This window comes from Pantoea sp. sgz302252 (assembly GCF_042610525.1).
Classification (GTDB): Bacteria; Pseudomonadota; Gammaproteobacteria; order Enterobacterales; family Enterobacteriaceae; genus Erwinia.
Window position 1 is genome coordinate 374,181 of the sequence record NZ_JBHDVM010000002.1, and the last position, 11,785, is coordinate 385,965.

General features: G+C 53.5%; 12 protein-coding genes. 5 read left to right on the forward strand and 7 right to left on the reverse strand.

The genetic code is table 11. The annotated features are described in order from the left end of the window. Positions 1-4: 4 nt before the first annotated feature. From menE to elaB, 6 genes are all read right to left on the reverse strand, one after another. Positions 5-1,354, reverse strand: a complete 1,350-nt coding sequence (gene menE, locus ACETPC_RS05570; RefSeq protein WP_380179402.1) for an o-succinylbenzoate--CoA ligase — start codon at positions 1,352-1,354, stop codon at positions 5-7. Continuing rightward, positions 1,341-2,342, reverse strand: a complete 1,002-nt coding sequence (menC, locus tag ACETPC_RS05575; RefSeq protein WP_380179404.1) for an o-succinylbenzoate synthase — start codon at positions 2,340-2,342, stop codon at positions 1,341-1,343. The genes menE and menC overlap by 14 nt, the downstream gene beginning before the upstream one ends. Further along, positions 2,342-3,196, reverse strand: coding sequence for a 1,4-dihydroxy-2-naphthoyl-CoA synthase (gene menB / locus ACETPC_RS05580; protein ID WP_380179406.1), 855 nt, complete (start codon positions 3,194-3,196; stop codon positions 2,342-2,344). The genes menC and menB overlap by 1 nt, the downstream gene beginning before the upstream one ends. Before the next feature lie 10 nt (positions 3,197-3,206). After that, the gene (gene menH, locus ACETPC_RS05585; protein WP_380179408.1) at positions 3,207-3,995 is read right to left on the reverse strand and encodes a 2-succinyl-6-hydroxy-2,4-cyclohexadiene-1-carboxylate synthase; all 789 of its coding nucleotides are present in this window, start codon (positions 3,993-3,995) and stop codon (positions 3,207-3,209) included. Continuing rightward, positions 3,968-5,614 (reverse strand): 2-succinyl-5-enolpyruvyl-6-hydroxy-3-cyclohexene-1-carboxylic-acid synthase, encoded by a 1,647-nt coding sequence (gene menD / locus ACETPC_RS05590; RefSeq protein ID WP_380179410.1) that lies wholly within the window; start codon positions 5,612-5,614, stop codon positions 3,968-3,970. Before menD ends, menH begins: the two co-directional genes overlap by 28 nt. 162 nt (positions 5,615-5,776) lie before the next feature. Further along, positions 5,777-6,088, reverse strand: coding sequence for a stress response protein ElaB (gene elaB, locus ACETPC_RS05595; protein ID WP_380179412.1), 312 nt, complete (start codon positions 6,086-6,088; stop codon positions 5,777-5,779). Between the two features lie 270 nt (positions 6,089-6,358). Here elaB and ACETPC_RS05600 point away from each other — a divergent pair, with 270 nt between their 5' ends. The 4 genes from ACETPC_RS05600 (at position 6,359) to ACETPC_RS05615 (ending at position 9,837) form a co-directional block, all read left to right on the forward strand. After that, positions 6,359-8,011, forward strand: a complete 1,653-nt coding sequence (locus ACETPC_RS05600; RefSeq protein WP_380179414.1) for a glucan biosynthesis protein D — start codon at positions 6,359-6,361, stop codon at positions 8,009-8,011. Positions 8,012-8,303: 292 nt separating this feature from the next. Further along, positions 8,304-8,537, forward strand: a complete 234-nt coding sequence (locus ACETPC_RS05605) for a hypothetical protein (RefSeq protein ID WP_380179416.1) — start codon at positions 8,304-8,306, stop codon at positions 8,535-8,537. Further along, the gene (locus ACETPC_RS05610) at positions 8,522-8,833 is read left to right on the forward strand and encodes a HipA N-terminal domain-containing protein (RefSeq protein WP_380179418.1); all 312 of its coding nucleotides are present in this window, start codon (positions 8,522-8,524) and stop codon (positions 8,831-8,833) included. The genes ACETPC_RS05605 and ACETPC_RS05610 overlap by 16 nt, the downstream gene beginning before the upstream one ends. Further along, on the forward strand, positions 8,830-9,837 hold the full coding sequence (locus tag ACETPC_RS05615) for a type II toxin-antitoxin system HipA family toxin (protein ID WP_380179420.1): 1,008 nt from the start codon (positions 8,830-8,832) through the stop codon (positions 9,835-9,837). The genes ACETPC_RS05610 and ACETPC_RS05615 overlap by 4 nt, the downstream gene beginning before the upstream one ends. Before the next feature lie 20 nt (positions 9,838-9,857). Here the strand turns inward: ACETPC_RS05615 and ACETPC_RS05620 are convergent, their stop codons facing one another. Beyond that, entirely contained in the window at positions 9,858-10,313 is a 456-nt protein-coding gene (locus ACETPC_RS05620) for a GNAT family N-acetyltransferase (protein ID WP_380179680.1), read from the reverse strand. 173 nt (positions 10,314-10,486) lie between these two features. Between ACETPC_RS05620 and ACETPC_RS05625 the strand changes: the two genes are divergently transcribed. Further along, positions 10,487-11,755 (forward strand): hypothetical protein, encoded by a 1,269-nt coding sequence (locus ACETPC_RS05625; RefSeq protein ID WP_380179422.1) that lies wholly within the window; start codon positions 10,487-10,489, stop codon positions 11,753-11,755. The last annotated feature ends 30 nt before the right edge of the window (positions 11,756-11,785 follow it).

The following is an 11,785-nucleotide window of genomic DNA, read 5'->3' on the forward strand; positions in this document are numbered from 1 at the left end:
GGCATTACTGTTTTTGTCGCTGTAAAAGCCAATCTGCGAGCTGCTTGCGAGAAGGCTTTATTCCGCCGCCGTGCAACTGCGGCAGCGGATGCCAGCTTACCGGACGTTGAATACCGGCCAGCCTGTCGACAGCCCAGGCCTGGAGCTGCAAAAGCGATGATTTATCTCTGAGCGCCACCAGCGCTACCGGCCTGTGGCCATATTCTTCGTCCGGCTGCGGCAAGATAAAAACCTGTTCCACCGCCGGATGCTGTGCCAGCACCGCTTCGATTTGCTCTGGCTGGATCCCTTCGCCTGCCGAGAAAAACAGATTGTCCAGCCGACCATTGATTAGCAAGTTGTCAGGCGTCCAGACTCCACTATCCCGGGTAAAAAACCAGCCATCGCTGTCAGTAAGCGGCAGCAAATCGCCATCGCGCCAGTAGCCGCACGCTAAAGCCGCGGACTGAAGCGCTATCTCGCCGTTTACCAGTTTAATACGATGTCCTGGCAACGGCTTTCCGACGCCCGGCCCGCCGTCAGCTCTTTTCGCCGCTATAGTCGAGGCCGTTTCCGTCATGCCGTAGCCGCACCAGCAGGCAACGCCACGTTCTTCGGCCTGTCTGGTAAGCTCATTTGGGATAGCCGCGCCACCAAGCAGCACGGTGCGCAGCCGCAGCTCTGAATGGCGTAACAAACGCCAAAGCTGCGTAGGCACCAGCGAAGCGAAGGTCGCTTGCTGTTTGCTCGAGTCATCCGCCAGCACCAGCCTGCCGCCGCTGTAGAGCCAGCGCCAGAGGATGCCCTGCCCGGAAACATGAAACAGCGGCAAAGAAAGCAGCCAACTCTCTTCGGCGCTGAAGCCGAGTGTGGTTGCTACGCCGCGTGCGCTGGCGAGATGCGCACTGAAAGTATGGGCAGCAGCCTTAGGTAAGGCAGTAGAGCCGGAAGTTAAAGTTAAGGTAGCGATGGCATCTTTCTGCCAGCCATGCTGAAGGAACCCGGATTCAGATATCACACGCAGCGCAGGGAGAGTAACAGGAGCTTCGCCGCTCAGGGTCAGCGCATAATCGATATTTAACGAGGGTAGCAATGCCGCTATCTGGGTGGCTGGCAGGCGAGGATTTAGCGGCAGCAGGCGCGCGCCGCAGCGAAGTAGCGCCAGGTATGCCAATAATGCCTGCTCGCTGTTATGAGCCTGCAAAGCTACGCCGCTGCCGACGTGGACGCCCTGACGATGGAAGCCGATCGCCAGCATTTCGACCCGTTCCGCCAGCCGCGCCCAGCTCCAGACGTTACCGTTTACCGTCAGCGCGCTCCGCTCCGATGCGCGCCGTGCCCAATGCATCCAGGGCCAGTCGTCAGGCGCGCTCATATATTTCCAGGCTTTCCGGCGACGCCAGCGGCAGCGACGATCCGGGCCAGGTGCGCACCAGCTGCTGCTGCATCAGCGACAGCGTATCTAGTCCGGGCACGACGCCTGGCGTCAGCCAGTCTGCTATCCGCGCCAGCTGGCTCAGGCCCAGGCTCGACTCCAGCGAAGAGCTGATTACCACGCTCAACCCCGCCTGCTGTGCCTGCGTCGTTAGCTGTCTTACCTTTGCCAGACTGCCGATTAGCGTCGGCTTGAGAACAAGGGCGTGCAGCCCGGGTTCTGCCACTGGCGCAAAGTCCGGTTCTCTGGTGCTTTCATCCCAGGCGAACGCTATACCCGTTTCCTGTGCGAATATTCTGGACTCTTCTTGGGTGCGGCATGGCTCTTCGATAAATGCGATACGTGAACGCAATGTTTCCGGTACGAAATGGGCGAACTGCCTGGCTTTTGCCAGGCTCCACTGTCGGTTGGCATCCAGCCGCAGCGAAAGAGCCGGAACAGCTTCCAGCAGCAGTGATGCTATCATTCCGTCGCGAACGGCTTCGTACAGACCGACTTTCATTTTAGCGACCGGCTGCGGCTGTTGGTTCAGCTGCATGATTAATTCATCCGGATCGCCCGTACAGAGCATTGCGCTGTGATAGTTGCCCGCAGCGGGCAGTAGGCCGTGCAGCTCAGCCAGCGCACAGCTCACGCCAAAGGCCACGGAAGGCAGCAGTTTTGCGTTTTGCCGCGCTCCCGGAACCAGTAAAGATTCTGCCGTTACCTCGCCCTTGCGCCAGCTTTGCAACCAGCGCGCGGCTTCCGCCTGCGCCTCGGTTAATGTTTCCTCGCTGAAACCAGGCAGCGGCGCGATTTCTCCCCAACCTTCACGACCCGCTTCTTCCAGCCTGACCAGCAGCCCACAACGCGAGGTTACCCGCCGATCGCGAAGCACCACGCCCGCATCCATTAGTATGTTGTAATTAAATAGCGTTACCTGGCGCATCACGGGTTTCGCTTAAACTGGCTGAAGTCCGGCTGGCGCTTCTGGTTAAAAGCATTGCGCCCTTCCTGCCCTTCTTCCGTCATATAAAACAGCATGGTGGCGTTGCCCGCCAGCTCCTGCAAGCCCGCCTGGCCGTCGCAATCGGCGTTGAGCGCCGCCTTCAGGCAGCGCAGCGCCATTGGGCTGTTTTGCAGCATTTCCCGGCACCAGCGCACCGTCTCTTTTTCCAGCTCGGCCAGCGGCACCACCGCGTTGACCAGCCCCATTTCCAGCGCCTGCTGAGCGTTATACATGCGGCACAGGAACCAAATTTCCCTCGCCTTTTTTTGCCCGACAATGCGCGCCATATATGAAGCGCCCCAGCCGCCGTCAAAGGAGCCCACTTTCGGCCCGGTCTGGCCGAACTGCGCGTTTTCCGCTGCGATAGTCAAATCGCACATCATATGCAGAACGTGGCCGCCGCCGACCGCATAGCCCGCCACCATAGCGACAACCGGCTTAGGACAGGTGCGAATTTGCCGCTGTAAATCAAGGACGTTGAGATGATGCACGCCACTCTCATCACGGTAGCCGCCGTAATCGCCGCGAATTTTCTGATCGCCGCCAGCGCAGAAAGCTTTATCGCCCGCGCCGGTAAGTATGATGACGCCGATCTGCTCATCGTGCCGCGCATCGTCCAGCGCGTGCTGCATCTCTTTAACAGTCTGCGGTCGGAAAGCGTTGCGGACTTCCGGCCGGTTAAGGGTAATTCGGGCAATGCCATCCGGCGTTTTGTGAAAGAGAATGTCGCTATAGTCGCCGCATGGCCGCCACTCTGTGGGCGCATAGAGCATAGCTTCGTCGGGACAGATCATGATTTCTCCTTTAAAAGGTGTTGAGCTTTTGCGCCAGAGCTTCGGCGAAGGCGTGCGGGCAGGCGCGATGGGCGTTATGGCCCGCTGTCGCGATAGTTGTCGTTACCAGCCCGGCCTGCATGGCCAGGCGCTGAAATTGGGCATCGTGCTCGCCGCAAAAATAGTGAAAGTGAGGAAGCTGACGGATTTCCGCTAACAGGCAAGGCTGCCGGGCAAGCGAAGTACTAAGCAGCATGGCGGCCAGCGCCTGCGGATCGTTATCAGAGCGCAAGGCGATCAGCGCTTTTCGCTGCGGTTCACTTAAATCAGCGAATACCGGCTGGCGATACCACTGCTCCAGCGTTGCGGCCAGCGGCTGCCTTTGAAATTCGCTGGCCCAATGCCGGTCGCTGGCCAGCCTTTGCGCCCGTTGTCGTTCTGAGACAAGACCGAAGTGGGCACCTTCTACTACAACGCCTGCCAGCGCGGGATCCGCGTAACGGCAGGCATAATAAAGCGCGATGCGACCTCCCAGCGAATAGCCGATCAGCCAGTAGCGCTGCACACGGTGGTTTTGTAAAGTGGCATGAAGACGCGCCGAGAGCTGCCCGAAATCGCTGACCCGCTGCGCCCGGGAACCGCCATGGCCGGGCAAATCGATACTCAGCTGCGGCCAGTCGCCAAAAAATGTCTGCACCTGCTGCCACTCCTCAGCGCTGCCGAGAAAGCCGTGCAGCCAGACCAGCACCGGCCTGTTGCTGCGGTGAGCACCCTGCCAGCGCGCATGCAGTATCATTTTCGCCAGGCTCCAGCCAGCCATTGCGCACCCTGTTCTGCCGGAACTTTTAGTTCAATCAGCGTAGCCGTTTTGTTTTGCCAGCCCGCTTCAACAGCGGCAAGCAGCGAAGGCCAGTCCTGCGGCTGGCGGTAGTTCAGCCCGAACATGCTGGCGGCACTGGCGAAATCTGCCTGCGGCGGCATAGTGAAGAAGCGCTCCCGCTCCGCTTCTGGCGTTGGCAACAGCGAGAAAATTTGGCCGCCGCCGTTATTCACCACTATTAGCACCAGTGGCCCACCGAGCAGCGCCAGGCTGTTAACGTCATAAAGCGCGGAGAGATCGCCCACGATTGCCAGCAGCGGCTTACCGCTGCCGCGCTGTATGCCGCCAGCCGTTGCGATTAGCCCGTCAATACCGCTGGCACCGCGACTGGCGTATACGGGATAGCCTACTGGCAAGCGGGCAAAGGCATTGGCCAGCCTGATGGTCAGGCTATTGCCCAGAAACAGCGCGCCCTCGTGCGGCAACAGTTCCGACAGGCGCAACGCCAGCTGCGCCTCGCCAAACTCCTGCAATTCAGCAGCGAGCGCGGCATGCGTTTCTACAGCAAGCGAATGCAGAGAAGGTAGCCATGCAGGCCGGGCGACAGCCTGATGCGCGGCGAGCCACTCGCCAATATCCGCCACGATCCGCTGGCTGCGGCAATGGGCAGGGTCCAAATGTCCGGGCAAAGGATCTATCAGCCAGCGCTCCGCCGATTTCGCCTCCGCCAGCCAGCCCGTCAGTCTTTTTCCGGTCAGCCTTGCGCCGAACTGGACAATAAGCTCGGCATCTGCGAGCGCCTGCAGCGCGTGTTCCTCCTGCAACCAGAGTTCGCTACAGGGCAACGGCGCGCCGGTGTGCGACTGAATATCGGCTAACAGCGGCCAGCCCAGCTCTTCAGCCCACTGAGCCAGCGCAATGCCTTCCTGTACAGTGATTTTCCCGGCCACAACCAGCCCGCGCTTTTGCCGCCAGCACGGCCAGCCGCTGATAAAAGGTGTTGGCCGCGTCGCCTGTATCGACAGCCACGGCGTTTCTTCGTGCCACCATTTGCCCAGCTCGTCATGCCAGGCTTTAAACGCCTGCGACTCTCCGCCATAGAGAGGTTCAGCAAAGGGGCAATTGATATGCACGGCGCCAGCGGGATGCTGCTGAAGCAGTGCATCAATGGCAGAGAGTAGCCAGCGAGCGGGGATGTCCGCTGAGGGTCTGGGGAGATTGAGCGCCCCGGCAATATGTTGGCCGAAGATTCCTGGCTGGAGAATAGCCTGGTTAGCGCCGCAGTCGATCAGTTCAGGCGGGCGATCGGCGCTAAGCACGATCAATCTTTCGCCGGTAAGGCTGGCCTCGATCACCGCTGGCAGAAGGTTAGCGACGGCCGTCCCGGAAGTAACAATAATCGCCACCGGACCTCGCGTGGCTTTCGCCAGGCCCAGCGCCAGATAGCCCAGGCCGCGCTCATCAAAATGGGTATGGCAAAACAGGTTTCCGGCAGCGGCTTCCAGCGTCAGCGGCGCGGATCTCGAGCCGGGCGCAATGCAGAGATGCTGTACGCCGTGACGAGATAAGGCTTCCAGAATCGCGGCGGCCCAGCGCCGGTTGAAGATACTGTGCGACATCGCCCACTCCAGATCAAACAAGCAGCGGGAAGTATAAGAGTGCCCTCAGGGAGTAATTTTGATTTAGGCCAGGATTAACGTGCTATTTTCAGTTTTTTAACGCGCCTTGCTGAAAACAAAACGGGCACCCCGTTGGGATGCCCGTTATCCAGCGCAAACGGCTTAGCGACGCGCCAGCAGCAGGCCGACAACAAGGCCCAGCGTAGCGCCTACGCCAATGCCCTGCCAGGGTTTCTCATGCACATACTCATCGGCACGATTAGCAACCTGTTTCGCACGATGATAATAGGTATCAGAAGCATTGCTGACGCGGGATTTCACCTCATTCAGCGATTTTTCCGCTTTGGCTTTCAGCTCAACATATTTCTGATCGGCCGGATCGCCAGATGACTTAAGCACCTCTTCCAGCGTTTCGGTCAGCAGAGCCAGATCGTCATCGAGGTTGGTTTCTTGTGGTTCAATTGTATTAGCCATAACGTCTCCTTGTGCGAATAATACCAGTAACTATAGACACTTTTTGCCGCTCTGCTTGTTTGCCCGGCCAGGAATCCACTGATATTGCTTTCCGGCAACCGCCTGCTTTTGTCAGATTTATCTGCTAAATTTTGCCTGACTGAATTTCTGACGCCACAAGCTGTCGTATTTCCCTGTGACCCGCTCATAATTCAGCTACAAAAAGGCTTTTATGGCCACAGATATAGCGCAGTTTTAACAATTCCGTTCAGCAAAGGATATGACTCTGGCATGAATCGAAGAATGTTTATGAAGGCGTCAATGGCTTTCGCTACGGTTAGCGGGATGTCCGGTTTGTCGACGTTGTTTGCTCAGGCCGCCTGGGCCGATACCGATATCGCCGACGGCACGGCGAAGCGTTTTGATTTTGACGTATTGCAAAAGATGGCCGCTTCGCTGGCGCAGAAGCCCTACGGCGGCGCTCCCGCGCCTCTGCCCGAGACGCTGGCAACGCTAACGCCGCAGGCCTATAACGAAATTCAGTATGATGCGAATCACTCGCTGTGGAACGGCAACGGCGATCGCGAACTGGATGTCCAGTTTTTCCACGTCGGCATGGGCTTTAAGCGCCGCCTGCGTATGTTTTCTGTAGATGCCGACCGTCAGGCTCGCGAAATTCACTTCCGTCCCGAGCTGTTTAACTACAACGATGCGAACGTTGATACCAAACAGCTGGAAGGCAAAACTGATTTAGGCTTTGCTGGCTTCCGCGCATTTAAAAAGCCGGAGCTGGCAAAACGAGATATCGTCTCGTTCCTGGGTGCAAGCTACTTCCGCGCGGTTGACGACACTTATCAGTATGGTCTTTCCGCTCGCGGCGTCGCCATTAACACTTTCGGCAGCAAAGAAGAGTTCCCGGATTTCACCGCCTTCTGGTTTGAAACGCCGAAAGCGGACGATACTACTTTTACCGTTTATACGCTGCTGGATGGCGAAAGCTGCACCGGCGCTTTTAAATTTGTTATCCATTGCGAAGAGAAGCGCGTGGCGATGGAGGTGGAAAACCACCTTTATGCCCGTAAAGATATTGACCAGTTGGGCATCGCGCCCATGACCACCATGTTCAGCTGCGGTACCAACGAACGCCGTATGTGCGATACCATCCACCCGCAAATTCACGATTCCGATCGCCTGGCGATGTGGACCGGCAGCGGTGAATGGATCTGCCGCCCGTTAAATAATCCGCAGCGTCTGACTTTTAACGCTTATCAGGATGAAAACCCGCGCGGCTTCGGTATGCTGCAGCTCGATCACGATTTCCAGGACTATCAGGATGTGATTGGCTGGTACAACAAGCGCCCAAGCCTGTGGGTAGAGCCTGTGGGCAAATGGGGCAAAGGCGCCATTAACCTGATGGAAATCCCGACTACGGGTGAGACGCTGGATAATATTGCCTGCTTCTGGCGCCCTACAGAGAGTATCAAGGCTGGCAGCGAGCACAGCTTCAGCTACAAGCTTTACTGGAGCGGCCTGCCGCCGGTTCATAGCGACCTTGCACGCGTAAAAGCAACGCGTACCGGCATGGGCGGCTTCCCGGAAGGCTGGGCGCCGGGCGAACACTATCCGGATGTGTGGGCACGCCGTTTTGCGGTAGATTTTGTCGGCGGCGATTTGCAAGCGGCTGCGCCAAAGGGTATCGAGCCGGTTATTACGGTAACATCAGGCACTTTCAAACAGGTGGAAATTCTCTATGTTGAGCCGATCAACGGCTATCGCATTCTGTTTGACTGGTATCCGAACAGCGACTCCGTCGAGCCGGTTAATCTGCGCCTGTTCCTGCGCACCAAAGACGAGACGCTAACCGAGACCTGGCTTTATCAGTATTTCCCGCCAGCGCCGGACAAGCGTAAATATGTCGATGACCGCCAGATGACGGCGGGCTAAGTGTCAAGGGCGAGCGCAGGCTCGCCCTGTTAGCTTTAGCGCTGAACGATTCTGGCCACTCTGCATACCTTGATAAAGGTTACTGCCGTTCTTTTTTTAGCTCTGACCACCTTTGAACAGCCTTGAAAAGGTCAATTTTGACCTTTTTACTGTTATCACTGCCCACACCCGAGCAAATTTGGGTCAAAAGTCTCAAATTTGACAATTTTGGTTGAATTTACAACAAATGGCTATTGATGTGGTTCGCTAACGGGCCTAAAGTGTCAAAAATGAACTTTTCGGCTGGATTACAATGAATAACTTTGCTCCTGATAAAAGCGCTTCGATGTTTGATTTTCCGCTCCTTTCCCGGCTTATAGTGCGAGAACTCAAACGCCAGCACGTGACTTATGAAGAAATGGCGCTTCAAATCAACGTCTCGCTTTCTACTTTTAAACGTATGATTAGCGATCCGGGCGGGGCCAGAGCTGCTAATCTGCATAGCCTGCTGCATGAGCTGGGGATTAGAATATGGCTCGAACGGTAGAAGTACTGCTGTACGACCTTGCTGCAGGCAGGCTAAGCGAAAGCGCTAAAGGCTATAATTTTACCTATTATCCGTATTATAACGGCCCGGCCGTGTCGCTAAGTATGCCTGTCAGACCTGAGCCATATTTTAGCAAGGATCTTCATCCTTTCTTTAAAGGCCTGGCGCCGGAAGGCTGGCTACGCACGCGCTATTCCGAACTGCAAAAGATTGACAACAAAGATCTACTGGGCATGCTGATGCAAAACGGCAAAGATTTGCTCGGTGCGGTAGTGCTCAGAGAGATAGCCCAATGAATCCGGAACGCTGTTTAATCAGTTCAACTTTGTTAAAAGAAACGGAAGCAGCCACGGGCTATTGCCGTAAAGGTCTCCGGGAGCTTTTTGGCAAGGTACTGGCTGTACCGCTGCTGTCGTTTACCCGCAGCGAATTTATTCAGAAGCAGCCTGAACGTCAAAAGGGAATGAGTATTTCAGGCTATCAGCCCAAGCTTTCTCTACAGCTTGAAAGCGGCGAATTGAATGTAGTTAACAATAATGGTGGCTATATCCTGAAACCCTCGCCGGAAGCCTATCCTTCCTTCGCCGAAAACGAGCACGCCACAATGATGGTAATGAAGCGGCTACGTTTTTCTGTACCACCGTTCGGTCTGATACGCTTTAAACAGTCAGATGAACTTGCTTTTATTATTAAAAGATACGATCGGCAGAATGAAAAAAGGCTTCACCAGGAGCAGCTTGATGGCGCAATGGGGATTGATGATAAGTATGGCCATATTGCGGGTAAAAGGAGCGTCAGCTATGAAAGAGCCTGTTGTTTTCTAAACGACCACGTTAATAACGGTCTGAAGCATAAGCGGGATCTGTTTTTGCGCATCGTTTATGCTTACGTCCTGGGCAATAACGATTTTCATCTGCGCAATTTCGGTATTCTCCATCCAGAATCGGGCCGACCTTACCTGGCCCCCGTTTATGACTTTATCAGCGTCGCCCCCTATCCTGCGGCATTCAATGAATACCTTGCTTTACCGCTGCTCGCACTTGAGGAAAACGATAGGGATAGCGCGCCCGGCATAGATTCGCCCTATGGTGAATATACGGGAGTGGATTTTGTTCAGCTTGCGGAAGGTATGGATATCAACCCGAGGCTGGCGAGAAAGTGGCTTACAGACGTTATCGGCAATCACCAGCTGGTTATCAATACCTACAGGGAAAGCCATATGCCTGCTGCACAACGCGAGCAGGTATTAAAGCACGTTGCCAGAAGAATGACGCTACTGGCTGTAGAAACCCTGGTCTGATGCAGGCCAGGACGGTAATACTAAGGCTGGCGCACCATATCCACATGGGGAATGCCGTCCTCAAGGTAAATTTCGCCATATGCCAAAAAGCCAAACTGGCTGTAGAAAGCCTGAAGATGTGCCTGAGCAGAAAGTTTAATCGGCAACCTCGGCCAGCGTCGCTCGCAGCTAAGGATAGCCTGTTCCATTAGACGATGTCCTAACTTCAGCCCGCGCACCTCGCCAGAAACGATAACCCGCCCTATTTTGATCGGCTCGCTGTCGCTTTGAGGTGCAAGCAGTCGGGCATAAGCCAACAGCCGATTCTGATAAAGCCCCAGAAGGTGCAGGTTTTCGCCTGCCAAATCTGCGCCGTCCACATCCTGGTAAGCACAAGCCTGCTCAACAATAAATACCGCATTGCGTAGCGCCAAAATTTGGTAAAGCTGCGCAGTGCTCAGTTCGCTATGGTGTAAATCTTGCCAGATTAAGTTTATTTTCGCCTCCCTGCTTTACAGGCTGTACAAGGTTAAGGAAATTTAATTGTAATTAAATTTATTTTCAGACTCAAGATAAAATACTGATGATATAAGCACTTAATATCAAAAGAGTGTTTTTTGATATAAAAATATTTTCCGTTTGGATATCTTATTGTTTTCAGGAGGATGATATGAATATTAGCAGCAATAAAATTAACATTAAAAAAGACACCCTTTTATCAGCGCTACAAAAAAAGAGTTACAACAGCTCACTTTCAAATAAAACCCTGACAAAACTGGTAAAACTGGCTAACACCGAACTGGGACTTACAAAAAAAGAAGCCAGGTGCGTTTTTATAAAAAATGAAAGCATCCCATTATCAGCAGGAAGTACAAAGCTGCTTTACAATTTAAAATCAATAAATAACGGGCCTTTATCTTCGTATATGAAGAACCAATGCGCACGGTGGATGGAAAATTTAAAACCACCCCTGAACATTACGCCGCAACCCCGAAAAGATGTTGAAATCCAGCCACAAAAGAATTCAAGAATAGAATGCGAGACCGCGATTATTGAAGCATTTAAGTCAGTTGGTGTTAATTTAAACTCATTGTCACCATCCTGGCTAAATATTCTTAATTGCATTCAAAGAGACCTGGGCGCAAAGGCAGCTTTTTTAGCCAAGAATCACCCTTTAATACAAGGCGTAAAACTGCACGAAGAAGCCAGCCTGAGTGGGGCAAAGGAGCTGATTGAATATTTAAAAAATGCTGAAGAAACGCTTAGCGACCATCAACAATCTACCAGCAACCCTTCAAAAAGTAATTTTAACAATAACGAGTATCCAGTAGAGAAATCGAAGACACCCGACGTATTGAAGAAACTCGCTTTCGCTGACAGAGAGAAGCTGAAAAATGCATACCAAAAAGACTGCAGCGATATAATTGAAAACCGCAAATCCGTATTCAATAAAAATAATTTAATTAATATAGTGGATACTAAAAATGAATATCTGGGGATTTCTTTAGCTTTAAAATGGATTACAGAGAAATTAGCAGGCAGCTCAGCGTTTTCTCCTGAAAAAAATGACGATAAGATTTTGCAGGAAGATTTGCTTCAGTTACTTAAAAGCACAGAAGGTTCCAGGCATGATTTTATCCCTCCTGACTGTGTAAATTACCTGCTGGGGAAAAATATAGATAAAATTGTAGCCTACAGAACAGCAGGCGTTTTTTACCCCGGTGGTTATATTCTTTTCAAAAGAAATCCCGAAAATGGCAGTATAGATACCAGCGCGCTCTACAATGATAAAAACTCAAGCCGCGTATCCTTCTACGATCCGCAAAAAGGGGAATTCGATTTAGATGGCAAAATGTCTTTCCGGAATTTTTATGAGGACTATATGAAGAAAATGTATCCCGGTTATGAACAAACTGACTATGTCTGGAAATTGCAATAAGGTTTAGAGGAAAACGGGCTCCCGGGAGCC

Bases quoted from the DNA above. Each gene is read 5' to 3' on its own strand.
- ACETPC_RS05600 (WP_380179414.1), top strand. From the start codon at position 6,359: ATGAATCGAAGAATGTTTATGAAGGCGTCAATGGCTTTCGCTACGGTT.
- ACETPC_RS05615 (WP_380179420.1), top strand. From the start codon at position 8,830: ATGAATCCGGAACGCTGTTTAATCAGTTCAACTTTGTTAAAAGAAACG.
- ACETPC_RS05610 (WP_380179418.1), top strand. From the start codon at position 8,522: ATGGCTCGAACGGTAGAAGTACTGCTGTACGACCTTGCTGCAGGCAGG.
- menC (WP_380179404.1), bottom strand. From the start codon at position 2,342: ATGCGCCAGGTAACGCTATTTAATTACAACATACTAATGGATGCGGGC.
- menB (WP_380179406.1), bottom strand. From the start codon at position 3,196: ATGATCTGTCCCGACGAAGCTATGCTCTATGCGCCCACAGAGTGGCGG.
- elaB (WP_380179412.1), bottom strand. From the start codon at position 6,088: ATGGCTAATACAATTGAACCACAAGAAACCAACCTCGATGACGATCTG.
- ACETPC_RS05625 (WP_380179422.1), top strand. From the start codon at position 10,487: ATGAATATTAGCAGCAATAAAATTAACATTAAAAAAGACACCCTTTTA.
- menE (WP_380179402.1), bottom strand. From the start codon at position 1,354: ATGAGCGCGCCTGACGACTGGCCCTGGATGCATTGGGCACGGCGCGCA.
- menH (WP_380179408.1), bottom strand. From the start codon at position 3,995: ATGGCTGGCTGGAGCCTGGCGAAAATGATACTGCATGCGCGCTGGCAG.
- ACETPC_RS05605 (WP_380179416.1), top strand. From the start codon at position 8,304: ATGAATAACTTTGCTCCTGATAAAAGCGCTTCGATGTTTGATTTTCCG.
- menD (WP_380179410.1), bottom strand. From the start codon at position 5,614: ATGTCGCACAGTATCTTCAACCGGCGCTGGGCCGCCGCGATTCTGGAA.